27 protein-coding genes and 6 pseudogenes are annotated in these 24561 nt (G+C 67.5%); 24 read left to right on the top strand and 9 right to left on the bottom strand.

From position 1 onward, the window contains the following. Window positions 1–210: 210 nt before the first annotated feature. The 10 genes and pseudogenes from OG568_RS06540 to OG568_RS61305 all read left to right on the top strand — a co-directional run. Entirely contained in the window at window positions 211–561 is a 351-nt protein-coding gene (locus OG568_RS06540; RefSeq protein ID WP_266419918.1) for a gas vesicle protein GvpO, read from the top strand. A gap of 28 nt (window positions 562–589) precedes the next feature. Then, window positions 590–1072 carry a gas vesicle protein GvpJ gene (gene gvpJ / locus OG568_RS06545; RefSeq protein WP_329530689.1) on the top strand — a complete coding sequence of 161 codons (483 nt, stop codon included), beginning with the start codon at window positions 590–592 and terminating at the stop codon, window positions 1070–1072. Between the two features lie 27 nt (window positions 1073–1099). After that, a complete protein-coding gene (locus OG568_RS06550) occupies window positions 1100–1813 on the top strand; it encodes a GvpL/GvpF family gas vesicle protein (protein WP_329530690.1) in 714 nt (237 codons plus the stop codon). 10 nt (window positions 1814–1823) lie between these two features. Further along, complete coding sequence (locus tag OG568_RS06555; protein WP_329530691.1) at window positions 1824–2066, top strand: gas vesicle protein GvpG; 243 nt, start codon at window positions 1824–1826, stop codon at window positions 2064–2066. Window positions 2067–2105: 39 nt separating this feature from the next. Beyond that, the gene (locus OG568_RS06560) at window positions 2106–2513 is read left to right on the top strand and encodes a gas vesicle protein (RefSeq protein WP_329530692.1); all 408 of its coding nucleotides are present in this window, start codon (window positions 2106–2108) and stop codon (window positions 2511–2513) included. Next, entirely contained in the window at window positions 2506–3333 is an 828-nt protein-coding gene (locus OG568_RS06565) for a GvpL/GvpF family gas vesicle protein (protein ID WP_329530693.1), read from the top strand. The genes OG568_RS06560 and OG568_RS06565 overlap by 8 nt, the downstream gene beginning before the upstream one ends. Further along, a complete protein-coding gene (locus OG568_RS06570; RefSeq protein WP_266419897.1) occupies window positions 3330–3572 on the top strand; it encodes a gas vesicle protein in 243 nt (80 codons plus the stop codon). The genes OG568_RS06565 and OG568_RS06570 overlap by 4 nt, the downstream gene beginning before the upstream one ends. Next, window positions 3562–3972: a gas vesicle protein K gene (locus OG568_RS06575; RefSeq protein ID WP_329530694.1), complete on the top strand. Its 411-nt coding sequence runs from the start codon at window positions 3562–3564 to the stop codon at window positions 3970–3972. The genes OG568_RS06570 and OG568_RS06575 overlap by 11 nt, the downstream gene beginning before the upstream one ends. A 603-nt stretch (window positions 3973–4575) precedes the next feature. Further along, entirely contained in the window at window positions 4576–4749 is a 174-nt protein-coding gene (locus OG568_RS06580; RefSeq protein WP_266588934.1) for a hypothetical protein, read from the top strand. 285 nt (window positions 4750–5034) lie between these two features. After that, window positions 5035–5267 (top strand): annotated as a pseudogene (locus tag OG568_RS61305) (hypothetical protein); the annotation flags it as partial. Window positions 5268–5299: 32 nt separating this feature from the next. On the opposite strand, the gene OG568_RS06585 reads toward OG568_RS61305, so the two are convergent. The 4 genes and pseudogenes from OG568_RS06585 to OG568_RS06600 all read right to left on the bottom strand — a co-directional run bounded on the left by OG568_RS06585 (window position 5300) and on the right by OG568_RS06600 (window position 9273). Continuing rightward, entirely contained in the window at window positions 5300–6673 is a 1374-nt protein-coding gene (locus OG568_RS06585; RefSeq protein WP_329536276.1) for an MFS transporter, read from the bottom strand. A 145-nt stretch (window positions 6674–6818) separates the two neighbouring features. Then, window positions 6819–7615, bottom strand: a protein-coding gene (locus OG568_RS06590; protein ID WP_443077850.1) for an IS5 family transposase whose coding sequence is annotated in 2 segments (ribosomal slippage) — window positions 6819–7301 and window positions 7304–7615 — 795 coding nt in all. Because the reading frame shifts where the segments join, the coding sequence is not laid out codon by codon here. Window positions 7616–8351: 736 nt separating this feature from the next. Continuing rightward, window positions 8352–8479, bottom strand: a pseudogene (locus OG568_RS06595) (dihydrofolate reductase); the annotation flags it as partial. Next, on the bottom strand, window positions 8476–9273 hold the full coding sequence (locus OG568_RS06600; RefSeq protein ID WP_443077566.1) for a thymidylate synthase: 798 nt from the start codon (window positions 9271–9273) through the stop codon (window positions 8476–8478). The gene OG568_RS06600 and the pseudogene OG568_RS06595, both read right to left, overlap by 4 nt. 543 nt (window positions 9274–9816) lie before the next feature. On the opposite strand from OG568_RS06600, the pseudogene OG568_RS61310 reads away from it, so the two are divergent. Next, a pseudogene (locus tag OG568_RS61310) lies at window positions 9817–9900 on the top strand (hypothetical protein); the annotation flags it as partial. A gap of 64 nt (window positions 9901–9964) precedes the next feature. On the opposite strand, the pseudogene OG568_RS61315 reads toward OG568_RS61310, so the two are convergent. Further along, window positions 9965–10078: pseudogene (locus tag OG568_RS61315) on the bottom strand (IS630 family transposase); the annotation flags it as partial. 250 nt (window positions 10079–10328) lie between these two features. Here OG568_RS61315 and OG568_RS06615 point away from each other — a divergent pair. Next, the gene (locus OG568_RS06615; protein ID WP_266588930.1) at window positions 10329–10517 is read left to right on the top strand and encodes a hypothetical protein; all 189 of its coding nucleotides are present in this window, start codon (window positions 10329–10331) and stop codon (window positions 10515–10517) included. Window positions 10518–10768: 251 nt separating this feature from the next. On the opposite strand, the pseudogene OG568_RS06620 reads toward OG568_RS06615, so the two are convergent. Next, a pseudogene (locus OG568_RS06620) lies at window positions 10769–10984 on the bottom strand (helix-turn-helix domain-containing protein); the annotation flags it as partial. Between the two features lie 274 nt (window positions 10985–11258). Between OG568_RS06620 and OG568_RS06625 the strand changes: the two are divergent. Continuing rightward, a complete protein-coding gene (locus OG568_RS06625; RefSeq protein ID WP_329530697.1) occupies window positions 11259–11738 on the top strand; it encodes a hypothetical protein in 480 nt (159 codons plus the stop codon). A 239-nt stretch (window positions 11739–11977) separates the two neighbouring features. Next, window positions 11978–12346, top strand: a complete 369-nt coding sequence (locus OG568_RS06630) for a hypothetical protein (RefSeq protein ID WP_329536279.1) — start codon at window positions 11978–11980, stop codon at window positions 12344–12346. Between the two features lie 87 nt (window positions 12347–12433). On the opposite strand, the pseudogene OG568_RS06635 reads toward OG568_RS06630, so the two are convergent. Next, window positions 12434–12694 (bottom strand): annotated as a pseudogene (locus OG568_RS06635) (transposase); the annotation flags it as partial. A gap of 140 nt (window positions 12695–12834) precedes the next feature. Between OG568_RS06635 and OG568_RS06640 the strand changes: the two are divergent. From OG568_RS06640 to OG568_RS06660, 5 genes are all read left to right on the top strand, one after another. Next, entirely contained in the window at window positions 12835–13302 is a 468-nt protein-coding gene (locus OG568_RS06640; RefSeq protein ID WP_329530698.1) for a hypothetical protein, read from the top strand. 140 nt (window positions 13303–13442) lie between these two features. Continuing rightward, window positions 13443–16514, top strand: a complete 3072-nt coding sequence (locus OG568_RS06645) for a tetratricopeptide repeat protein (protein WP_329530699.1) — start codon at window positions 13443–13445, stop codon at window positions 16512–16514. Between the two features lie 177 nt (window positions 16515–16691). Beyond that, on the top strand, window positions 16692–17162 hold the full coding sequence (locus tag OG568_RS06650; protein ID WP_266624875.1) for a helix-turn-helix domain-containing protein: 471 nt from the start codon (window positions 16692–16694) through the stop codon (window positions 17160–17162). Then, window positions 17051–17833, top strand: coding sequence for an IS630 family transposase (locus tag OG568_RS06655; RefSeq protein ID WP_266624874.1), 783 nt, complete (start codon window positions 17051–17053; stop codon window positions 17831–17833). Before OG568_RS06650 ends, OG568_RS06655 begins: the two co-directional genes overlap by 112 nt. 59 nt (window positions 17834–17892) lie before the next feature. Next, window positions 17893–18767 (top strand): IS5 family transposase gene (locus OG568_RS06660; protein WP_329530700.1). Its coding sequence is split into 2 segments (ribosomal slippage): window positions 17893–18286 and window positions 18286–18767, totalling 876 coding nucleotides; the frame shifts between segments, so codons are not numbered across the junction. Between the two features lie 36 nt (window positions 18768–18803). On the opposite strand, the gene OG568_RS06665 is transcribed toward OG568_RS06660, so the two are convergent. Then, complete coding sequence (locus OG568_RS06665) at window positions 18804–19169, bottom strand: hypothetical protein (RefSeq protein WP_329530701.1); 366 nt, start codon at window positions 19167–19169, stop codon at window positions 18804–18806. Between the two features lie 237 nt (window positions 19170–19406). On the opposite strand from OG568_RS06665, the gene OG568_RS06670 reads away from it, so the two are divergent. From OG568_RS06670 to OG568_RS06690, 5 genes are all read left to right on the top strand, one after another. Continuing rightward, a complete protein-coding gene (locus OG568_RS06670; protein WP_329530702.1) occupies window positions 19407–19991 on the top strand; it encodes a hypothetical protein in 585 nt (194 codons plus the stop codon). A gap of 881 nt (window positions 19992–20872) precedes the next feature. After that, entirely contained in the window at window positions 20873–21298 is a 426-nt protein-coding gene (locus OG568_RS06675; RefSeq protein ID WP_329530703.1) for an STAS domain-containing protein, read from the top strand. Between the two features lie 56 nt (window positions 21299–21354). Continuing rightward, window positions 21355–21972: a hypothetical protein gene (locus OG568_RS06680; protein ID WP_329530704.1), complete on the top strand. Its 618-nt coding sequence runs from the start codon at window positions 21355–21357 to the stop codon at window positions 21970–21972. Next, window positions 21969–22721 carry a GAF and ANTAR domain-containing protein gene (locus tag OG568_RS06685; protein ID WP_266594002.1) on the top strand — a complete coding sequence of 251 codons (753 nt, stop codon included), beginning with the start codon at window positions 21969–21971 and terminating at the stop codon, window positions 22719–22721. Before OG568_RS06680 ends, OG568_RS06685 begins: the two co-directional genes overlap by 4 nt. Window positions 22722–22900: 179 nt before the next feature. Beyond that, on the top strand, window positions 22901–23617 hold the full coding sequence (locus OG568_RS06690) for a GAF and ANTAR domain-containing protein (protein ID WP_329530705.1): 717 nt from the start codon (window positions 22901–22903) through the stop codon (window positions 23615–23617). 508 nt (window positions 23618–24125) lie between these two features. Here OG568_RS06690 and OG568_RS06695 read toward each other — a convergent pair. Beyond that, complete coding sequence (locus tag OG568_RS06695; RefSeq protein ID WP_329530706.1) at window positions 24126–24395, bottom strand: hypothetical protein; 270 nt, start codon at window positions 24393–24395, stop codon at window positions 24126–24128. Between the last annotated feature and the right edge of the window lie 166 nt (window positions 24396–24561).

Below are 24561 nucleotides of genomic sequence, written 5' to 3' on the forward strand. Positions count from 1 at the left end.
TGATTGAGGCAGAAGCGGATCGCACGCGACGCGTCTCTCGGCCCGCTGAGAGCACCCCGGACACGCCGTGCGGCCCCACCGGGGCAGGTCGTGACCCCACCGGGCAGGTTCGCTCACAGCCATCCATGCCCGACCATATGTACCCCTATATGATGGAATTATAGTGTTCGTGCGTGGAGTATGGCGCGCGCTCCGACCATCGGAGAGACCATGGCCGCAGCAGAACCCCGGCGGCGATCCAGCAGCAGTGGCCGCAGCACGGACCGGGGAACCACAGGTGGCCCCCGGCGACGCTCCGGCAAGGGCAACGCAGCCTGGGCCATTCGTTCCGCAGTCGAACAACTTCAGCAGTTGCTCGGGCGGGCCCCCGAGTCCGTCTCGGCACTGAAATCCACCGAGGCCGGTTGGGAGGCCGACGTCGAGGTACTCGAACTGGAACGCGTCCCCGAAACCACGAGCGTGATGGCTACCTATCGAGTGACGCTCGACGAGGAAGGCGACCTGGTGGAGTACCGAAGGACGCGTCGCTACAGCCGCGGCCAGATCGACCGGCTGGGCTGAGGCCGCAACGGCCATGAAGGGAGGCGCCATGACGGTGGTGCCGCAGAGTGGAGGCGCTGTCGCGCGCGGTGGTGGCGGTGGCACCAGCCTCTACGACGTCTTGGAACTCATTCTGGATCGCGGGCTTGTCATCGACGTGTTCGTCCGCGTGTCACTGGTGGGGATCGAAATCCTCAAGATCGACGCTCGTATCGTCGTGGCCAGCGTCGACACCTATCTGCGTTTCGCCGAGGCGTGCAACCGTCTCGACCTCGAGACCGGGAGGAAGGCACCCGCCCAGTTGACCGACATCGTCGGAGAGACAGTGGAGAGCGGGGCCAAGGGTAAATCCAAGGGGGCCCTCGCCGGCGCGGCGGAAGCGGTCACCGATTCCCTCAAGGGGATCACCGACCGTGACGAAGACGAAGGCGAAACGGAGGAGGCCGAGGAAGAAGACGAGGGCAAGGAAAAGGAACCCGTGGAGAGGCGACGGCGGCCGGCTCGGCGCACCTCCCGACGTGAGCGCGAATAAGGCTCGCCCGGCGAGAAGGAATGAGCCATGGCCGTATACATCTACTCCATCACTGGCAAGCAGCACCCGCTCCGCCTCGACGGTCTCAGCGGAGTCGGTGAGTCACCGGCGGGCCTGCGGGCAGTGACAGCGGGACCGCTGTGCGCTGTGGTCAGCGACGCACCAGAGGATCTACGCCCCAAGCGTCGCGACATCATCGCCCACCAGGAAGTGCAGAAGCGCCTCATGGCTGACGGCACTGTGCTCCCCATGCGATTCGGCCTCATCGCCGAGAACGACGAGGCCGTCCTGCTGGCTCTGGAGCAGAATGCCGCGGACTATACGGACAGGCTTCAAGTACTGGAGGGGTGCACCGAGTACCACCTCAAGGCGTCACAGGACGAAGACGCGCTGCTGCGGCAGATCCTGCTGGAGTCGGACGTGGCGCGAGAACTCAATGAAGAGATCCGCAGCGGCACAGCCGACCCCGACACATCGCTACGACTCGGTGAGCTGGTCGCCCAAGAAGTGACGGCACGGCAAGAGGCGCTGGCAGCGGGTGTGGTCGAAGCACTGCGCCCCTTCGCCCGGACTCTTGAAACATCCCAGCCGACGGGTTCGGACTTTATCAACGTGTCGTTCCTGGTGACCGAGGAGCAGGAAGAGGCATTCGTCACCTCGGAGTTGAGCGTCGCCCACCAGATGGGCGACGACTTCGACTTCCGGCTCAACGGCCCCCTGCCCCCCTACAGCTTCGTCTGAAGGAGTTCTCATGGGCCTGCTCACACAGCTCGTCGCCCTTCCCCTGGCACCCGTGCGCGGCGTCGTATGGGTAGTGGAGCGCGTCCGGGAGGAAGCCGAGAACCAGTACTACGACCCCGCGCCGGTGCACCGCGAACTCGCCGAGCTCGAACGTCTCCTCGTCGCAGGCGACATCGACGAGGAGACGTTCGACCAGCGCGAGGACGAACTGCTCGACCGGCTGGAGGAGATCCGTGCCTATCGGCAGGGCTGACACTCCTGATCCGGCACGAGGGAATACGAGGCCGCAACCGTGACCGAACCCCTGGCCAACAGGCTCGGTTCCTATCCGTCCCGAGCAGCACCCCCCTATGGGCAGGGCTCCTCCGCGAATCTCGCCGACATCCTTGAACGGGTACTCGACAAGGGCATCGTCATCGCAGGCGACATACAGATCAACCTTCTCGACATCGAGCTGTTGACCATAAAACTGCGCCTCCTGGTCGCCTCCGTCGACAAAGCGAAGGAAATGGGCATCGACTGGTGGGAGCACGACCCCTCGCTGTCCTCCCGGAGCAGGGGTGAACAGTCACTGGCCGAAGAGAACCGCCGGTTGCGGGCCGAGATCGATGCCATCCGCCAGGGCAACGCCCTCCCCCCAAAGGAGGAAGCGCCCCGAGACTCGCGCAGCCGTCGCCGGGGAAGTGCTCGCGATGAGTGACCTGCTGACATACGCGTATGCAGTGGTACGCAACGCCGAGGGGCTGCGGGAGGCAACCGCGCCGCTCCGGGGCGTCGCCGACAGCCCGGTCAGCCTCGTCACCGACGCCGGCGACGCCCAGCTGGCGCTCGTGGTGAGCCATGTGCCCGGACAGGACTTCCAGGAGGACGCTCTCAAGCGGCATCTCGAGGACCTGGAGTGGCTGGAGGCGGTGGCCCGCGCTCACCACGGCGTCATCGAAGTCTTGGGCGTGCGCACCACCATCCTTCCGCTGCGCCTGGCGACCGTCTATCTCGACGACAACCGAGCTCGGGAGGTGCTGGAAGCCGGGCGAACCATGTTCGCGGAGCGCCTGGCCCAGCTCTCCGAACATGTCGAATGGGGGGTCAAGATCTATGTCGAATCGTCTGCGGCTGTCGCGGCGCCGACTGTTCCCGCGGCAGATCTCACCCCCGGGCGCGCCTACCTGCGTAACCGCCGGCAACAACAAAGTGTTCGCGACACCGTGTACCAGGCGGCGCAGAAGGCCGCCGAGCGGGTGGAGGCCGCAGGCCGCAGGCATGCCTCCGACCGTGTCCGGCATCGCGTACAGCAGGGTCTTCTCGCCGACGCAGCCGGCGCCGTCGGCGAGAACGTCGTGAATGACGCGTACCTTGTGCCCCTGAAGCGTTGCGACGATTTCCTGGCCGACGTGGCGCATGCCGCTGACGGGCTGGACGCGGTGCGGGTCGAGGCCACCGGCCCCTGGGCTCCGTACTCCTTCGCCATGCCACTCGATGAATCCGGCGGTGCCGCAGCCGCAGAGGGAGCACCTCCGTGATCACGCCTGGCCCTCCGCCGGAGGCCGAGCGCCTGCCTCAGCGGCAGGTTGCTCTCATCGATCTGTTGGACCGACTTCTGAGCGGTGGGGTCGTCCTCACCGGTGACGTTGTGCTGTCCATCGCGGACATCGATCTAGTACGTATCTCACTGCGCGCCCTGATCGTTTCCATCAGCGAGCAGAATCCCTCGCCATGGACGAGGACGAATCCGCTGCGAGGCGGCGACCATGGCAACTGAGGGAGAGAGCCGGCTGCCGCGCCGCGCCGACGAGGTCGCGGAGGCCGCCGCACGCGCGTTCCGGCTGCTGCCCGCCGCCCCGCGCGACCTGAACCCGCCGGTCGGCAAGGGCTCGCGTTCTCCGGCCCGGCGGATCAGCTCCGACCGCGACACCGTCGAACGGGACCTCATGAGGCTCGTCCTCACTCTCGTGGAACTGCTGCGCCAGCTCATGGAACGACAGGCCCTGCACCGCGTCGACCAAGGAGACCTCACCGACGAACAGGAAGAACGCCTGGGAGCGACCCTCATGCTCCTCCACGACCGCATGAGCGACCTGTGCGCCCAGTACGGACTGACCATGGATGACCTCAACCTCGACCTCGGGCCGCTGGGCACACTGCTGCCACCCTCCGACTGAATCCCCGGCAACGCGGCAGCACCGAGATCGAGTGCTCGCGGCCCAGTCGCGAAGAAGAGCGGCCATGTGAGACGTTCTGGATCACGCGTACTCCGTACGCATGGAATTCTGCTCGAAAGAACCGCCATTGCCGCCGAGCCGGGGCCCAATTTCGACGGCGATTGCTGAGTACTTGAGATGTACAGGGCCGCCTCCTGACGACAGGGCGATTGCAGACGTGTCACACCCCTCGTCCGTGGCCCGCCTCGATGGCAAGTGCACGGAGTAACGGAGTATATGGATGGCGCGTGTAGCGGTCATAGCGTTCACGTCGAGGACTCTGAGGGACGTTGATGGGCGGGCGCAGTTGCTGTGGCTGCTGTACTTGGTTGCTGTGCGACTTGAGCCGCACGACGCGCACGGACGAAGTTCTTGCGACTGGCCAGGAGCTACGGATCAGGCGTTCCTCTGTCACAAAGCACCGACAGGACGCACCGGCGGTGAGTGTCTCACTGCTTCGGGTCGAAGTGATCACTCCGTAGGGCGCGGCGCCTAAAACACCGCCTGCTCAGGGTTTCGCCCCTGTCTCAAGGGCACTCGGCCAGTGAGCGCGGAGGTACTGAGATGAGTGCTGGAGAGAAAGCCAGGGCAAAGGCCGAACAGGTTGTCGGAAAGACCGTGCGAAAGGCGGCCCACGCGGCGCACAAGGATGTCCTCGCAGCAAAGGGCGCCGCTCTCGAAGCGCGGGGCATGATGCGGGGCGCGAAAGAGAGGACCAAGGACTCCTTCAAGCGCTGACAATGTGATGACATTGATTCACCGTGGTCCCCTGGCCCTGAACCGTTGTTAAGGAAAGGACAGGGAAAGATCTGTGCGAACACGCTCACCGCAGCCTTGAGGATCTTGTCCCGGCATGGCGGCCCAGGGGAACTCCCGTCCGGGAGCGAGGTTTCGCGTCCCAAGTTGCCAGAAGACCGAACCCGGATTCCCGGGCCGGACACGCCCTCGCCGGGCGCCCGTAAGTGGTACGGACGGGGACTTCGATGTCCACTGCCTCCTTCACCGTGCTCATCGTTTCCCCTCATGTGCGGTCGTTCCGGATGCCGGGGAACCCGGGTACGGGGCAATGAAGAACCGCATATCGGGCGTGTCGCACGCCACCAGGGGCGTTCGGCCGCCATGAAAGCCGAGACAGGAACCCTGGGTCCTCCTGGCTGGAGTCCGCGCCGCCCGGCGACCCCGCTCCACCGCCGTCCGGCGACCTCATCGTCGACGTTGCCGTGGTCGGCGCCTGCATCGCCGGACTCAGCACGGCTTCAAGAACTCCTAACGAAATGGTCTGCAGTGCCTATGCCTCGTCCATGGCTTCAGGATGGGCAGTGGTGACGGCCGGTTCGGGGTCGTGATGCCGATCCGGGCTTGCCATCCGGGTTCGGCCTGCCAGGCAGGCCGAACCCGCGACTGGCATCACCAGTAGCGCGAACGCCCATACGAACGGAGCGAGTTGACCAGTCGCCGCCGTCGACACTGCGCTGAGCAGGGCCGAGGCTAGCGCCAGGACCACCGTCTGGCCGAGATTCTGTGAAGTCTGCATCGCGCCGCTCGCATAACCCTGCCCGCCGACCGGGGCGTGTGCGAGGGACAGCAGGGTCAGCGATGGCGCCGCAAGCCCCATACCGACAGCGGCCAGCACCATCGAGAACACCGCCGCGGCCGCGGGCACCGCGGGCAGAGTGCACAGTACGGCCAGCGCAACCGCGGCGGCCATCACCCCGGCTCCGACGGCGACGAGCCAGTGCCGCGTTACCCGGTCCTGCAGGCGTCCCCGCACCCAGGACGCCCCGGCCCTGGCGAGCGCGGCCCCGGTGAACGCAAGCCCCGTCACCACGCCCGGCACCCGTCGCGCCGTACTCAGCATCAGCGGTACGAACGCCTCGAGCGTGAAGTACGCGCCCGAGGTCAGCGCCCGCAGCAGCACCGTGGCGGGCAGCCCGCGCTCGGCCCGCCAGGTGCGCGGCGGCAGCAGCCGCGGGGCGAACACCGCGAGCAGTGCCAGGCCAGACACCGTGCACGCTGCGTGCCGTACGTCCCAGGCGGAGACGCCGTACTGAGTGAGCGCCGCTGCCGAGCTCACCGCCACCGCAGCGGGCAGGGCGGGCCGCCGCACGGGTCCCTCGGTCCCTTGGGCCCCCCGCGATGCTCCGCCCTGCGCCGCCCGCCCTCGAAGCAGGAGCACCGCGGCCACCGCCGGAAGCAGAGTGAGGCCCGCGAGGCCGAAGAACACCGCCCGCCAGGACCACCACGCGGCTACGAGCCCGGCGAGCGGCGGACCGACGAGTGACGGCACGATCCAGCAGGCGCTCATCAGGGCCAGGGCGCGGGCGCGTATGTGATCCGGGTAGGACTGGCCGATGGCCGCGTTGACAGACACCGCGACCAGTCCCGCCGCGATGCCGTCCGCGAAGCGCCCGAGGGCCAACTGCCAGATGGTGGTACTGGTCGCGGAGACGAGCAGTGTCAAGACGGTCAGGACCACCCCGGCCACCAGCGGCCGCCGGGCTCCGGCACGGTCCGCCCACGCCCCGCCCAGCACCCCGCCGAGCAGGCTCGCGGCCACGAACGCCCCCGCCACCAACGGATACAGAGCGACCCCGTCGAGGTCCCTGGCAGCCACCGGCAGCAACGGCATCACCGCCAGCGCGGCGAACCCGGTCAGGAACATCACCGCCGCGAAACTGGCGGTGGCGGCCAGATACGTACGGGAGAACAGCCCGGTCGGAGGGGCAGATGCGACGGGTGCAGGGCAGCGGCGGGTCACGGGCAGCAAGGTATGCGGCAACTCTGGCCAGGGCCAATGCTTTTGATCCCTACGGACTCGACTTCAGACGCCGCCGGCAGATGAGCGCGCATCCGAGGACGAGGAGGGCTTCATGGATGTCATCGCGTATCTCCCAGCGGATACGTAACCGGCGGAACCAGTGCGGCAGCGCGAAGCTCTGCTCGACCACCCACCGGTGGATACCCAGCCCTGAACCGTGTCCGGTGCCGCGGCGGGCGATGACCGGGGTGATCCCGACCGCCCGGACCTGCCGGCGGTACTTGTCGTGGTCGTAGCCCCGGTCGGCGTAGAGGCTGACGGGGCGTCGGCGAGGCCGTCCACGCCGGCCGCGCACCGGCGGAACAGCCTCGATCAGCGGCATGAGCTGCGTGACATCATTGCGGTTGCCGCCGGTCAGTGACACCGCCAGCGGAATGCCGTGCGCTTCGGTGATCAGATGATGCTTGGAGCCAGTTCGGGCACGGTCGACCGGGCTCCGTCCGGTTTTGGGCCGCCCTTCATGGCCCGTACGTCGGAGCCGTCGATCACCGCCCTCGACCAGTCCAGGGCACCTGCGGCGTTCAGCTCGGCCGGCAGCGACTCGTGGAGACGCTGCCAGACACCCGCGTCATTCCAGTCGCGCAGGCGCCGCCAGCAGGTCATGCCGGAGCCGAAGCCCAGTTCCTGGGGCAGGAACTCCCACGGAATGCCGGTGTACAGCAGGATGCCCGACAGCACCTTCCGGTCGTCCAGACGCCTGCGCCCCGGGTGATCCGCGCGGCGCGGCACGACCGGAAGAAACGGCTCGATCCGCGCCCACAGCTCATCGGACACGATCCACGACAGCTACTCACCCCTTCTCATATGCAGGCTAAAGCCCCATCAGACACCAACATTCCAAGGAGAGAAGGGTCATTCCGCTACGAGTTCTAAGAAGGGTTGCAACGCCGGGGCCTGAAACACGCCACTCAGTCCCCGTGCCGGGTCCTCATCATCGCCCCTCCGAGGAGCCCAACTGGCGACAGGGGCTGGGCCAGGGCTTCGGCGTAGTCGAGTGGCGTCCGGCTCGCGTTGGTTTACTGTCCTCGCGGTGTTCCGGGAGCGGAGCATGTGGCCGGGTCTTGGCCAGGCACCATGCCTGCATGGACATCATCGTTGAGATCCATGTGCCCCTTCTGGAGGCCCCGGGCACTCCGGAGGGTTCGTATACCTTCCCGTGGATAGACCAGGTCGAGGACTTCCTTGCTGAACAGGAGGTAGCGGACGTGGATGACGAAGGAGAGGAGTACGGCGAGCGTACGTCTTCTTCATCACCGGGGCCGCCGAGGCGGATCTCCTCGCCGTCGCGTCTCGAGTGGCCGGAGTTCCGGGCGTCCCGAGCGGAGTGTTCGCGATGGTCACGAACGATGAGGCGGAGGAGATCGGTCTCGGGCGACGCGTGGAACTACCGCTCGGGTAGTCCTCGACAGGACCGACGGTCGGCGGGGATCGGCCTCGTTTGGGCAGCACCGGCTGTGACGCTCCGCTGTTCGACGGCTCGCGACAAGCCGGACAGGCACGGACCTCCAAGATCATGGAGTTCTCGACGCCCTGGGTGACCCAGGGTGGTTGCCTTGAAATGGGCCATGTCCTCAGGCAGTCGCCACGGAATCGCGTTGTCCGCGCCGATCACGCCATCAGGGTCTGCGCCCAGATCAGCCCGACGTTCACACCGCGACCGGGGCTTTGATGGCCGGGTGGTACTGGTAGTCGAGCACCTCTACATCGGCGTAGGCGTAGTCGAAAAGCGAGTCGGCTTGACGCAGACGCAGCCCTGGAAGCTCGAACGGGGTGCGCGAGAGCTGCTCGGTCACCTGCTCGACATGATTGTCGTAGATGTGGCAGTCGCCGCCGGTCCAGATGAAGTCGCCCGGCCTGAGGCCGGCTTGCTGCGCCACCATGTGCGTGAGCAGGGCATAGCTGGCGATGTTGAACGGGACGCCGAGGAACAGGTCCGCGCTGCGCTGGTACAGCTGGCAGGAAAGCTTGCCGTCGGCGACGTAGAACTGGAAGAAGGCGTGACACGGCGCGAGTGCCATCTTGGGCAACTCGGCGACGTTCCAGGCGGAGACAATCATCCGACGGGAGTCCGGGTCGCGGCGCAGAGTGTCGAGCACCTCGCTGATCTGGTCGATGTGCCTGCCGTCCGGGGTGGGCCAAGAGCGCCACTGTGCGCCGTAAACCGGGCCGAGTTCGCCGTTCGCGTCGGCCCATTCGTCCCAGATGGTGACGCCGTGCTCATGCAGCCAGCCGACGTTCGAGTCGCCACGCAGGAACCAGAGCAGCTCGTACACGATGGACCTGAGATGCACCTTTTTGGTGGTGACCAGCGGGAACCCCTGCGAGAGGTCGTAGCGTAGTTGGTGCCCGAAGACACTTCGGGTGCCGGTGCCCGTCCGGTCGGCTTTGGCCGTCCCGGAAGTGAGCACCAGTCGCAACAGGTCTTCGTACTGGGTGTCCGCCACGGCCATCGAGTCTACTGGCCACCTACAAGGCGCACTCGACGGCCATGTCTCCCCCGTACGCCGGGGCACCGGTGGGCGGCTCCGTCCCGGCGTACGGGCAGCGGGGTGCGTTCGGCGACGTGCCTCGCGACCGCGTCGACTCCGGGGCGGGCGTACCGCTCCAGGAAGCCGACGGAGGCATGGCGGGAGCGGGCCTGATTCCGTCCGCGAGACTTCGGACAGCGCCTATCCCTGGCGCCGTTCGATTCCCGGGGAAGGGCAGCCGGGAACAGCCAGTGGGTGCGGACCGTGTGGCGAGAAAAACCATGGCTCGGCGCGGTGCCGGAGGCTAGTGGCATGTCACGTGGCCTTGTCCAGGTAATCGACCTCCTGGTCGTTGGGGGGCAGCAGACTGCCCCCCAACATCTGCTCTTGGAAGTGGACGTGGGATGTCGACCCAGTGTGTTCGTCCGGCCGGTCAGTATGGAGGAGGGCCGGAAGCTGCAGCGGATCAGCCGGAGTGCGAAGGACCCGGTGAAACTCCGCCGGGCGATCGTGGTGCTGATGTCCGCCCAGGGCCAGACCGTCAAAGACATCACGATGCTGATACAGGTCGGCGAGGACTACGTCCGCGATGTCATCCACGCCTTCAACGAGCGGGGGTTCGACGCGCTGAACCCAAAATGGAACGGGGGACGCGCCAAGACGATCAAGGGCTGCGGTCGAGGTGGATGCGGTAGATCAGCCGGGGCTGCCGGCCGGGCTTGGTGCAGATCAGCGCCGCCATGGAGACGCATTTGGTGCCCTGGGCGGTAACCCGCACAAGCCTACCGCCATCGGGATTACCTCACCTTCCCGGCATAGCGCATCCCACGGGAGCCGTCACGACCCGACGTAACCTGCACCGTTAGAGATCTCCTAGGGCCTCCTAGGGCCTGTCTGACGGGTCGCGTCACCGACGACCCCGCACCCGACAGCAATGTCACCCGAATGGCGCAACATGGCGTGCCACCCAAATGGGTGAAGGCCAAGCTGACTAGTGCCCCAATTGAGGCAATCCGTGAAAGGGGAACTAAATGCGCATTCGACGAATCCTCGCCGCCGTCATCGCCACGGCAGCTCTCGCCGGACTCGGCCTCACAGGCGCCGCCACCGCCACCGCCGCCAGCCTCACCCCGGGTGAGTGCGAGCAGGGCGGGGGAACAGTCAATTGGGCGAACAACACCTGCAGGGGCGGTATGTACGACGGGCAGATGGTCGACTAAACCCCGCTAGGCGCCCCCGCAGCCACGCGCTGCGGGGCGCTCCCGCGCGAGCGTAGCCGGGAGAGTCGCAGGGACCGTGCCGACCCGTCGGGCACGCTGGGTCCGAGTCGGCCCGGAAGCACGTGGCGGGTGGGAACTCCTCATCTCGGCTGCCAGCTCGCGGCTCGTCATGATGAGCGAAGGGACGGACTGGCGCTCGCCTTCGAGGGCGCGCTCGCCCATGACGAGCGCCTGTTCCAAGTCGCCCTCCCGCGCGCCCCGCCGGGACCCTTGGAGGCCAAAGCCTGCCGACCGCCCGAAGCCAACGCACGCCGCCACCGGTTCGCCGACATCCGGGTCACCCTGAACCGCCGGGCCACCTCCCGGTCACTGGCCCCGGCCTCGATCAGATCAGCGGCTTCGAACCGCACTTGCTCACGCCGAGCCCGCTCCTCGGCCGTCAGCCCACCGCCATCGGGATACCTCACCTTCCCGGCATAGCGCATCCCATGGAAGCCGTCACGACCCGACGTAACCCGCACCGTTAAAGATCTCTAGCGGCTCTGCTCGGGATGTCGGACGGGATATCTGATCAAGCTGCGGTGCCTGGTCATGGCGGTGGCCCCCGCCAACCCTGAGTAGCTGGCATTGAGATCCCTGAATTTCTTCAGGTCTGGTGTCGTCTTGTGGGATGAGGACAACCGGAAGCCGCGGGACGCACACTCGGCGCGAGACACCTTGAGAGGGAAGGGTCATCCTCGGATGTTCAGTGAGAAGTCCTCGCGTCAGCTGGGTCGTGCCTTCGTGGTGCTCGCCGCGGTGCTTGTCATCTGGATCTTCGAGATGGGAGCTGCCCCACGCGGCCATGCCGAGGTACGCAACTGGTCCAGTTCCTGGATCGGACTCGACGTGCTGGAAGTGCTCGGGCTGCTCGCGACGGCCGTCCTGCTGCGCACCCGATCGGCCTATCTGGCTCCGGTCGCTTCCGCAGCTGCCACACTGTTCGCCCTCGATGCCTGGTTCGACGTGATGACCGCCCTTGCCGGGAGTGACTGGTACACCGCAATGGCCTTTGCGGTCATCGCGGAGATCCCGCTGGCCGTGACGCTCGGCGCTATCGCCGTCATTGCGCCACGTCGTGCCCTTCTCGGTGGCCCGCGCGTGGTGCGTGCGGGTCGGCGACAACAGCAGGAACACTCAGTCAGCTCTGGCCGGGTATTCGGTCCAGGAGCGAATCGGTGAGTCGGGTGCGAAGGCTCTCTTCGGTTCGGCGCGGGCATTGCGCCAGCGGACGTAGGCGGCGATGGCCGCGTTCTGCTCGTCGTGGCTGCGATGGTCATGGCGGGCTCTCGCCCGAGGCGGCTGATCCACCTGTCAATCCCTTTGCGCGACCGAGCAGGTCGCTCCTAGCGTGCAAGCGCATAGGAACCGTGCGCCGGAGCAGCGCGCCACACGAATGAGGAGCAACCGCCGTGGGAACCATGGTCTCGGTCAGGGGCTGGCTGCAGTGTGACGACGGACAGCTGGCCCAGATCAAGGAGATCGTGGAAGCAGACGATCCGGAGCACACCTACAGCGGGGGCTGGGCCTTCCCCGCTCGGCAGTACAACAACGTCAGGTGGGCCTTCTACGGGGGCGACATCCGCGCGGTGTCCCTCGACTGGTTCGAGGAGAGGTTGCGTCAGATCGCCCAGCTCCCGGCCTCCTACCAGGATGACGAGTACGACGAGAGGCCCCGGGGGCTGTTTCTGGTCAGCCACGACGTCGACGGCATGAGCGAGTGGAGGGTCCACAACGGCGGCCTAGTGATCGGCCTCCCGGATGGGGATTACCACTACCTCGACGCCTAGCTACTTGCCCCTGAAAAGGCTTTGGCCTGGTGACCGGCTGCTGTTGTGTGTTGGTCCGCTACCGGAGGCTGGGCTGCCGTCCTTGTTTCAACGGGCGAGGGCCGTCATCCGGTGGAGGTTGTAGGCGAAGATCCCGAGTCCGGCCCAGGTCTGGGCACCGGTCAGGCGGCGGAGGCGGGTGCGGCGGAAGCCGAAGCTGCGCTTGAGGTGACTGATCCGGGCTTCGATACCGACTCTCCAGTTGCGCATCCGTCGGAATGGTCGGCTGCGTTCATACTCCCGGCGGGCCTTTCCCGGGGTACCGGTGCATTGGAGGCCGATCCGCCGGACCCCGACTTCGGCGAGTGCCGTGGGCCCGCTGGTGAGCGAGATCGGGGAACCAGAGGGTGGTGGCTGAGCGTATATGGGAAAATACGCTGTGTACGCACTGGTGGGGCGCTACGGCCTCAGACCGATCAGCACGCAGCAGGAGACAGTGGGGGGATTCGATGCTGGCGGAGGAACTGGCCGCGCTTGTCGCGGCGGGGGGCATGGCAGTGGTGCAGGCTGCGGGCACGGACGCCTGGCGGGGGTTCCGGGAGAAGGTGGCGGCCTGGTTCGGCCGCGGAGACATCGGGCGGGAACGCGTCGCGCTGGAGCGACTGGATCAGACAGCGGCTGTGCTGGCGAGTGCTAACCCGGGCCAGGTTGAGGAATACCGAGGCCAGGAGGCCGCATCCTGGCGGACTCGGTTCGCTGACCTAATGGATGACTTGGGTGAGGATGACCGCGTCCGGGCAGCAGCTGGCCTGCGCGAGCTCGTCACGCAGGTCCGGCAGGCTCCTGGGGTCACCGTAGCGGAGATCGCCATTAGCGGAAACGTGCACATCCAGTCCACGCACGGCTCGGTGAGCGCGGTGAAGACGGGCCACGTCACCATGGGAAACCCTCCCGTGCCGGACGCGGACCTGAGCTGACCGCGCCCGGCACCAGGCAGGCTCCCCAACCTGGCACTCACACCATCATCTCGGCTAAGCACGGCAGCCTGGCGGCCGGGAACATTGAGGTGTTGAACCAATACGCCGCGCCACAGGCTCCGGTGGAGTGGCCCGTGCGGATGGGGGCCGTGCCAGCCCTGGCCTCGGCCTTCCAGCCCCGCACTGGTCTGCGTGAGCGGATCGAACAGGCCCGGGCCGATCACGCCACGCTGGTGCTGACTCAGGTGCTCTCCGGCGGGGGCGGGGTAGGCAAATCCCAGCTGGCCGCCGCCTATGCCCACCATGCCCTGTCCGAGGGTACCGAGCTGGTGGTCTGGGTAAACGCCTCCGAGACCCAGCAGGTCGTCGCTGGCTACAGCGACGTTGCGCGCCGCATCCAGGCATCCGGCGCTGGAGGCCAGGACGCCGAGACGGATGCGCGGGCCTTCCTGGCCTGGCTGGCTGTCACCTCCCGCTCGTGGCTGGTTGTCCTCGATGACCTCGCCGATGTGGAGGAGATCGCCCCGTGGTGGCCGCCTCCTTCTCGTGCCGGACACGGCCGGGTGCTGGTCACCACCCGGCGCCGGGATGCGCTGCTGTCCGGCGGCGGCCGGGCGGTCATCGAGGTCGACGCCTACACCCCGGCCGAATCGATGGCCTACTTGCGCGACCGGTTCACCGGCGCGCAGACGCCCCACCTGCTGGATGTGCAGGCCGAGGACGTGGTGCGGAAGCTGGGGTACCTGCCGCTGGCGCTGGCCCTTGCCGCCGCATACATGATTAACGAAGACGTGCCCTGCACGTCCTACCTCCAGGTCCTCACCGACTGCGAGTTACGCCTGGAGACGCTGCTGCCCCATCAGGCGGACACCGAGGGCTACGGACGGCAGATCGCCGCGGCCCTGCTGCTGACCCTGGACACCGCCCAGCAATGCAACCCGGTGGGTCTGGCCGCCCCCGCCCTGCGCCTGGCCTCCCACCTGGACCCGGCCGGGCACCCCCAGACCCTGTGGGCCGACGCCGCGGTCACTCGTTACCTGACCACCCACCGCAGTGGCTCCACCGAACCGGCAGCCCTGCCCCCTTCTGACGTCACCACGGAGCAGGCCCGATCCGCACTGCGGCTGCTCCACCGCTACGGCCTGATCACCTGCGACTCCCGGCACGGCCCCCGTGCGGTGCGCCTGCACGCCCTAACCGCCCGCGCCGCCCGCGAGACCACCCCCACACACGACGTCCCCGCAACGGTTCGGGCGACCGCAGACGCCTTGGCGGCAATCTGGCCCGAGACCGACCACACCGACCCTGATCTGTGCTCCGTACTGCGGGCCAACACCGACACCCTGGCCACCCACGCTGGCGACCTCCTGTGGCAGTCCCATGGCCACGCGGTGCTGTACCGGGCAGGGAAGAGCCTTTTGAGCGCCGGCCTGTACGCCGCCGCACTCACCCACTGGCACCACCTCGCCACAACCGCCGGGAGGCTGCTGGGGCCCGAGCACTCCGACACCCTCACCGCCCGCGCCAACCTGGGCACCGCCTATAAGGAAGCGGGGCGCACGCCCGAAGCCATCACCCTCCTTGAACAGGTCGTCGCCGACGCCGAACGAGGGCTGGGACCCGAGCACCCCGACACCTTTGCCGCTCGCACCGACCTGGGCACCTCCTACCGGGACGCGGGGCGCACGCCCGAAGCCATCACCCTCCTTGAACAGGTCGTCGCCGACGCCGAGCGGCTGCTAGGAGCCGAGCACCTCGAAACTCTCGCCGCCCGCAACAACTTGGCCACCTCCTATTTGATGGCGGGGCGCGCCGAAGAAGCCATCACCCTGCTCGAACAGGTAGTCGCCGACGCTGATCGGGTGCTGGGGCTGGGGCCCGAATCCATCGCCGCCCGCGCCAACTTGGCCACCGCCTACTCGGAGGCAGGGCGCACGGCGAAGGTCATTTCCCTGGAAGAGCAGGTCGTCGCCGACATCGTGCGGCTGCTGGGGCCTGAGCACCCCGACACCCTCACTGCCCGAGCCAACCTGGCCATCTCCTATCGGGAGGCGGGGCGCGCCGAGGAAGCCGTCACTCTCGAAGAGGAGGTCGTCGCCGACCGCGAGCGGCTGCTGGGGCCCGAGCACCCCAGCACCCTCACCTCGCGCAACAATCTGGCCCTCTCATACGCGCAGGCGGGGCGCACGGCGGATGCCATTCCCCTGGAAGAGCAGGTTGTTGCCGGCTTTGAACGTCTCCTTGGGGCCGGGCACCCGAGCACCCTGACCGCCCGCAACAACCTGGCCGTCTCCTATAAGGAGACCGGGCGGGCCGAAGAAGCCCTCCCCCTGCTAGAACATGTGGTCGCCGGCCGCGAGCGGCTGCTGGGGCCCGAGCACCTCGACACCCTCACCGCCCGAGCCAACCTGGCCGCCTCCTATCGGCAGGCGGGGCGTGGCGAGGAAGGCATCACTCTCGAGGAACAGCTGACCACCGACGCCGAGCGGCTGTTGGGGCCCGAGCACCCCAACACCCTCACCATCCGCGCCAACCTCGCGTTCTCTTACTTGGAGGAGGGGCGGGCCGAGGAAGCCGTCCCCTTGCTGGAACAGGTAGTCGTTGGCCGCGAGCGGCTGCTGGGGCCGGAGCACCCCGAAACCCTCACCGTCCGCAACAACCTGGCCAACTCCTACTCAAATGCAGGGCGCACGGCCGAAGCCATCACCTTGCTGGAACAGGTCGTCGCCGACACCGAACGGGGGCTGGGGCCCGAGCACCCCTACACGTTCGACGCCCGCAACAACTTGGCCATGTGCTACAAGGAGGCGGGGCGCATCGAGGAAGCGATCCCTCTCGAAGAGCAGGTCGTCGCCGGCCGCGAGCGGCTGCTTGGGTCCGAGCACCCCGACACTCTCACCGCCCGAGCCAACCTCGCGATTTCCTACTGGCAGATGGGGCGCGCCGAGGAAGCGATCCCTCTCGAAGAGCAGGTCGTCGCCGGCCGCGAGCGGCTGCTTGGGTCCGACCACCTCGACACTCTCACCGCCCGCTACAACTTGGCTGCCTCCTACCGGCAGGCGGGTCGCGCCGGAGAAGCCATCACGCTGCTGGAACAGGTCGTCGCCGACGCCGAACGGGTGCTGAGGCCCGCGCACCCCAGCGCTGTGGCCATGACCGACACTCTGCGCTCATGGCGCCGTGCGAACAAGCCACGCTGGTGGCACTGGTAGTTGATCACGAGGAGGGGCCCACAAGTCCCGAGGCCGCCCACGAGCACCGTCCGGGCCGGTATCCGAAAGTGTCCGGATGGAAACTAGTAGCGTGTCGCTGCTTAGGTATGGGCTGTTTGATTGAGAGGCTTGCGTCTGGCAGATTCCTCTCCCGCTCTGCCGGACAGGACTGGTGCGATGGGTTCGCAGAAGAAGAGGCCGGTGGTGCTGACCGCGCAGGACCGCGAGGAGTTGGTCCGGGTGACCACGACGGGGGTTCATCCGGCCTCGGTAATCAGGCGGGCGAGGGTGCTGCTCGCACTCGACACCTCTGCAGGCGGGATCGGCTCGCAGGAGGTGATCGCGGCCCGGCTCGGCGTCTCCGGTGAGACGTTGCGGCTGGTCGCCAAGCGTTTCACCGAAACCGGTGGCGATGTTCACGCCACCATCGCGCGGAAGAAGCGCGACCTCCCGCCGGTGCCCTCACCGGTGACCGGTGAGGTCGAAGCCCGGCTGATCGCGATGGCGTGCTCACAGCCACCCCAGGGCTATACCCGGTGGTCGCTGCGGCTGCTGGAGAAGCACGTCGCACTGGTCGAGGACATCCCCGATCTGGACCATTCCACCATCGGCCGGGTCTTAAAAAAACGGAACTGCGTCCTCACCTGAAGAAGTGCTGGACCATCCCACCACGGGCGAACGCGGAGTTCGCGGCCCGGATGGAAGACGTACTGGCCGTCTATGCCCGGCCCTATGACCCGGCACGTCCGGTCGTGTGCATGGACGAGAAGCCCTACCAGCTCCTCGGCCATGTCCGCGACCCGCTCCCGGCCCGCCCAGGTCACGACGCCTGCCAGGACAGCGAGTACATCCGCTGCGGCACGTGCTCGATCTTCGTATGGGTCGAACCCCTGCGCGGGTGGCGTCGAGTTCAGGCACTGTCCCAGAGGACCCGGATCGACTGGGCCGGCCAGGTCAGGCAGCTGCTGAGCGTGGACTACCCCGATGCCGAGACGGTTGTGCTGGTGATGGACAACCTCAACACCCACGGCATCGCCTCACTGTACGAGGCATTCGAACCAGAAGAGGCCTTCGCCCTGGCTCAGCGCCTCGAGATCCACCACACGCCCAAGCACGGGTCATGGCTCAACATCGCCGAGATCGAACTCTCCGCGCTGACCAGGCAATGTCTCGACCGCCGGATCGGCGACCTCGACACCCTCAACACCGAACTCTCAGCCTGGCAGAACGCCACCAACACCGACCAACGTCAGGTGGACTGGCAGTTCACCACCCACGACGCACGCATCAAACTGCGCCACCTCTATCCCAGGAATTAGCTGCGACAGTCTACTAGGGTGCGTTTTAGAAGTCGATCAAGCTCTGTAATGATCAGCGCGTGGGACGTGGGGATCTGACGAGCGCGCAGTGGGCCAGGCTGGAGCCGTTGTTGCCGGTGGGGAAGAAGCCGGGACGGCCTCCGGTCTGGTCCAAGCGGCAGCTGATAGACGGCATTCGGTGGCGGACACGGACGGGTGCGCCGTGGCGGGACGTGCCGATCAGGTACGGCGAGTGGGAAACCGTCTATGGGTTGTTCCGGCGTTGGCAGCGCGATGGGACCTGGAAGCGAATCCTCAAACAGCTCCAGGCCCGGGCCGACGCCGACGGGCTGATCACCTGGGACGTCAGCGTCGACTCCACCATCGCCCGCGCACACCAGCATGCCGCCGGCGCCCGAAAAAAGGGGCTCTCCAACGAGAACCGCCCGGCGGCGTCGACACCGAACCGGCCGACCACGGACTCGGACGCTCCCGGGGCGGACTGACGACCAAGCTCCACCTCGCGGTCGAGCAGGGGCAGAAGCCGCTGTCCCTGGTCATTACCGCTGGCCACCGCCATGACAGCCCGCAGTTCCAGAATGTGCTCGACCGCGTCAGTGTCCCGCGCATCGGTCCGGGACGCCCACGCACCAAGCCCCACAAGGTCCGCGCGGATAGGGCGTACGGCTCTCGCGCGAACCGCGCCTACCTGCGCAGACGCGGCATCCGCTGCACCATCCCGGAGAAGACCGACCAGATCCGCAACCGGAAGAAGCGTGGCATGCGCGGCGGCAGGCCACCGAAGTTCGAGAAGGCCGACTATCGCGAACGCCACGCTGCCGAATGCGGAATCAACCGCCTCAAGAGGCGCCGGGCCGTCGCGACTCGATACGACAAACTCGCCGTCCGCTACGAAGCCACCGTGGTCATCGCGGCGATCAACGAGTGGCTGTGAGGGCCGAGCGGCGCGCATCGCGCCGCACGAGGTTCATCACGCTGGTTCCACCACTGGCCACGGGGCCCAGGGAAGAGCTTTACGCCAGCCCGGCCGCCCCCGGGCCCAGTCCTGAAGCACTTCGGCTACAGGTTCCACGGCGAACACCTCGTGCTCGCGCGGCACCCGGGCGTGGAAGTGCCTGTCTGGGCCACCCTCGCGGTATTCAACCCGGTAGCTGAGGTCGTCGTTGAGATAGACCTGCATGTAGTGCTGGCCGACAGGTTCGAGGTCGAGCCGCTGGACAACTACAAATCGCCAAGTCAGGCTCAGGTCGGCCAGCAGATCGTGCAGCTGTTCGTCAGACGGGTCGTCCCATGACGTCCCGTCCCACTCAATCGCCCGCAGTACCGGTGTTGCCATGAGGGCGACTGTACTGGCCGATCATGCTGCGGACATCAGCGGACGGCCGCTTATGAAACGCACCCGGGCGCGGTACCGCTGCCCAAGGGCGCGTCCGCGACCTTCTGGGTCCACTCCCCCACCGACGGTGAGGCGGCCCTGTCCCTCGACCACCTCGGCGACGGCCGGGCGGAGGTCTCCCTCAACGGCGAGAGGCTCGACGTTGCCAGGGCGGGCGCCGGGAAGAAGGGCACGGACGTGGTGCGGGCGTTCCAGTCCGGAGGCATCAACAAGATCACCGTCACCGGCGTCTCTCACGGGTTCGTGCTGGACCGGCTGCGGGTCGCACCTTCCAGCGGCGCGCTGGTGACGAAGGTGTACCAGGCTGAGGACGGCACGCCGAGCGGGGCTGCCAAGGTCACTGACGCGTACACCTTCGCCAGGGGCGGCAAGGCGGTCACCGGCATCGGAGACCGCAAGGCCAATGCCCTCACCGTCGACGTCTTCGCCAAGCGGTCCGGACGGCACGCGGTGACCATCCGCTACTCCAACGCCGAACAGGCACCCGCCACTCACTACAACCCCGACCCGATCACCCGCCACGCCGACCTCTCGGTCAACGGCGGACCGGCGCGGCGGGTGCTGTTCCCGACCACCTTCCACTTCAACGCCTTCCGGGAGCTGACCGTCCCGGTGACGATGAAGAAGGGAACCAACCGTCTCACCTTCACGGCTGAGGAACTGCCCGACTTCAACGGTGACACCTACAACCAGTACGACCAGCGGTCCCCGTACGCGCCAGTGATCGACCAGATCGCGGTCACCCCGCTGTCGGAGGGGTAACCCACGGAGACGTGCGTAACGCCGCATGCGGGTCTGTCCAGACCGTACAGACCCGGACTCGGCCGCCGGGCAGCTGCCGTCGACAGACCTGCTCGTCCTCATCACCGGGCTCACGCAGAGCTGGGTTCTCGCACCGCGAGATCTCCTCACGGCTGTCGATGGCACCGACCCCTACCGGCCGGAACGGCTGGCCGAGCACCGGGCCGTCATCGTCGAAGCCACCCGCCGCCTCTGTGCACCCGCCCCAAATGACGCAGTCGGCTCGGCGTAGAGACGCGGCTGCCTCAGCAGCCGGCCCGAGAGGTTCCCCACCGTGCCGTGTTCGGCTCCGTCGCCGGGCGCACTGTCCCCGCCATCGGGGCCGCCGTGATTTTCAGCGCCGGTGTCGCCCAGCGCAATCAGGGCCTCATCGAAAGCGACCGCCCGGTCGCGAGGCCGCCGATGAGGACCGTGACCACCGCACGTGCACGCACGGTGCGGCGCTCACCGGGCTCGGAGCTCTGCGAGGTTGAACTCCCAAGTACCGTGCGGCGCACAGGACATGCGCACGCCACCACGCCTCGATATCGTCCACATGCTGGGAATGGGCAGCTTCGACCGTCCGCCGCGCCGGGCGAGGACTACGCTGCTGTACAGACGTCCCAGACCCCGGCGGCATGTCGTTGCCGAGCACAGATCGCCGCGAGGAGCGGGCCCTTCGCCCGTCGCCCGGCGCATCCCTGGAGGGAACCGGGTGAGCCCGCAGTCCTGCCGCGCAGGCCGGCCAGTCGGCCGTTGCCAGACCTCCGCCGAATGTACTCCGCTGCCGGAAGTGGGCCGAGGGCGCCGGGATTCCGGCGCCACCGCGTCCGCTGCCGTACGGTCTTCCGAACCGAGGCGTCATGCCCATTCCGCCGCTCACCATCTACCGTCACGACCGAAGAAAACGGGCACTGATCACGCTGGCCGGTGAGATCGACCTGGAGACGGTGCCCCTGGTGCGCGCATCACTGGAACGGTGTCTGCGCGACGGCATCCGCACCATCGACGTCGACCTCACCCCCGTCACCTTCTGCGACTGCAGCGGCCTCAACGCCTTCCTCCACGCCTCACAGCGCATCACCGCGGCCGGGGGGACACTGCGACTGCACCATCCGTCGCGAACACTGGTCCTCGTGCTCGACATCGCCGGCTGCGAATTCCTGCTCCTGGGCGTCCCGTTCGGACGTCTTCCGCCTCCTCCCGGAAACGCCCTGGCCACGACCTCTCCCGTCCCGCCGCATCGGCCTGTTCCACCTGTGCCTGCCCTCTCGGGCGGTGCGGTGTGATGGCCTGGCCGCATCAGGGACGGCCACGGCAGCCCCGTAGAGACGAGAAACCTGGCGTGAACTCCGGCGCGGACGCGGTGCGGTTGCGCCGGGTGAACCGATGGCTCGTGGAGGACATCCGCGAGGATCTCGGGGACCTGTACGAGGAGTCCTGCGCAACGGGATCCGGTAAGGCGTACCGCAGTCCCGGCCGTCAGGACTTCCTGAACCATCTGGCGGGCGACATCCGCCGGCCGGGGTTCGCCATGGTGATCGCGGAGACGGACAGTCTGATGGGGTGCGCCTTCGGGTTCCCCGTACTCAGCGACGGCCGCTGGTGGCTCGGTTTCGACGGTGCGCTACCACGCACCATTGAGCGGATCACCAAGTCCAGCAGTGTCTTCGCGATCAGTGACACCCTTGTCCGCCCGTACCCACAAGATCAGAAGCTGGCCCACCGTCTGCAGGAGAGGCTGCTGACCGACCACCAGGCGACCCTCGGCGCTACGTTGGTGGATCAGGCCGACCACCCGACTCTCGACTCGCTCCGCTCCTCGGGATGGCTGGACGTCGGAGAGGTACGGAGGCCGACGAGGCCCACCACGTTCCGTGCGCTGGTGCTCCCCGTCGGGGAACGCACCACGGCAAGGCTGGAGGGCCTTGCGCACGAAGCCTGGATACGGTGGCCCGGATGAGGTCCGACAACCGGTCGGCCCGGATCCAGGTGCTGATCGCCGAGCAGGCGGCCCGGCGGGGTGCCAGGATCGGCGTGGTGGACGTGTGCACCGCGGCCGTGGCCGCACTGCCGGTCGGCGGGGCCGGACTTTCCGCGATGTCGAGATCCGCGGCAAGCCATCCCTTGTGCAGCACCGACGATGTCAGCGAGCAGTTGGAGGAGCTCCAGCTCACCTTGGGCGAGGGCCCTTGCGTGGATGCCTTCACACAGGGCTCGGCCGTACTGACGCCCGATCTGCTCGCCGCTGAGGTGCAGGACCGCTGGGCCGTGTTCGCCGACGCGGCCCTGGAAGCCGGGGCACGCGCCGTCTTCGCCTTCCCTCTGCAAATGGGGGCGATCAGCCCCGGAGTTCTGGACCTGTACTCCCAAGTCCCGCGCCGGTTGAACGCCGAGGAGCTGGCCGACGCGTTGGCTTTCGCCGACACCGCCACTCTGGTCCTGCTCGATTCCCGGATCGACGGGGCAGAGGACCTGGCCGGCGGATGGTCGACGGACGGCCGCTACGAGGACCTGGGCGCGTACCGGGCGGAGATCGACCAGGCCACGGGCATGCTCACGGCCCAGCTCGGAGTCGATGCCGAAGAAGCCTTCGTCCGCCTGCGCGCCCACGCCTACACCAGAGGACGCCGCCTCGCCGCGGTGGCCGCCGACGTGGTCGCCCACCGGCTCACGTTCCCCCCGGGCGGACACGGATCAGACCGACGATGAAGCCTGACACCTTTGCCGGGCCAAGAAGCCGAACCAACAGTCCAGACCCGCAAACCGAACCCCGAGAATCGCGCCCAGGAACCAGACCAGGAACCAGACCAAGAAACCGGACAAGAAGTGAGTTGCGCTTCCCGTCCCTTCATCCGGGCCGGGATCAGTCTCGACGGAGGGTGTGCACGATGAATCAGCGACTCCTGGCCAAAACCTTCGTCGAGCTGGCGGACAACCTGGTCGCCGACTTCGATCTGATCGATTTCCTGCGCCTGCTGACCGACCGCTGTGTGGGCATGCTCGGCGCGAGTGCCGCAGGCGTGCTGCTCGCGGACCACGACGGCGAACTCCGTGTCATGGCCGCCTCCGACGAACAGGTGCGCCTGCTGGAGCTCTTCCAGCTGCAGAACGACGAAGGGCCCTGCCTGGACTGCTTCCGCACCGGCGCACCGGTGATCGTCGCCAACCTGGGCGGGGAGGCCGACCGCTGGCCACGCTTTGTCGCGGCGGCCCACCGCAGCGGGTTCGGGTCGGTCCAGGCCCTGCCGATGCGTCTACGGGACGAGGTAGTCGGTGCCCTGAACCTCTTCCACGCCACCCCGGGCCCCTTCGAGCCGGACGCCACGCCGCTCGCCCAGGCCCTGGCCGACGTCGCCACCATCAGCCTGCTGCAACAACGCACCGCGCACCGCAGCACCATCCTCAACGAGCAATTGCAGAGCGCGCTGAACAGCCGCGTCCTGATCGAACAGGCCAAGGGAAAACTCGCCGAACGCCGGGGCATCGACATGGAACAAGCCTTCACCACACTGCGCGGTTACGCCCGTGCTCACAACCGGCGCCTGTCCGACCTGGCGCGCGCGTTCATCGACGACTCCGAAGCCCTCCCCGGCCTGAGGTCCTGACCAGTGTCACGGCAGGTCAGCAGCAGCTCCCAGGCTGCGGTTCACGGACTGTGGTTCACGGGCTGTGGTCCAGGGGCTGCGATTCACGGACTCTGCTTCCCGGGCCGGACGGCCGCCGCCGATGGTGTTCGGCGGCGGCCGTGGTCGCGAGGACGCGAGGCCCCCCGGCCATCGTGTCCTCGCGCACTGCCCTCCGCGGCGGCGGGGTGGCGGGAGCACCCCGAGTGGAACGCCAGGAGGACGGAAGCTGGAGCCGCGTTCTCCGGCGATGCGGCTCCGGCCGGCCTCGATTGCGACTCGGGGGCTGGGAGCCTGGGTGGGGGACTTGCCGGTTCCGTCGATTCCTGACACGGACGAAGTCCCGCCTGTCTCACTCTGACCGTAGGGCAGATTCACGACGAGCGGAACAGGCACGACGTACGCGTTCTGGCCTTGATACGGCTTCGGAACGGACCTGGCAGCAGCGGGCGGCCACCGTTCGCAGGCGGCGCCGACGGCACTTCATCGGTCACCCGCGGCGCTCGCGGTCCCGCCGGTCCTCGCGGTTCCAGCGGGCCCGGTGCTGTCGGCTGTAGCGGCGATCCCAGCGGTCCTGACGCTCCCGGTGGTCCCGATAGTCCTGGTACTCACCGAAGTCGGACCCGCCGCCGCGGCCCCGGCCCCCGCGGCCGTAACGGGTGGCTCCGAAGACCAACACAGCCGCGGCGACCCACCAGATGGGGTTGAGGAAACCGAAGCCGAACAAGACCACGATCAGGACGAGAAGCAGAGCGAACACAGCGGGCCTCCCCGGGAGCGGAACACAGCATCGGTACCGGGGACTGGGGGCCTCACCCCACAGCGTAGTCCTGCCCGAAGACTGCCGATAGTGCGCGACACATGCGTCTACTGCCAGACGTCGATGCCTACTTGACGCCTGTTCAGGCAATACTCGCTTCCCCGCC

Origin of the sequence: Streptomyces sp. NBC_01450 (genome assembly GCF_036227505.1) — a bacterium.
Classification (GTDB): domain Bacteria; phylum Actinomycetota; class Actinomycetes; order Streptomycetales; family Streptomycetaceae; genus Streptomyces.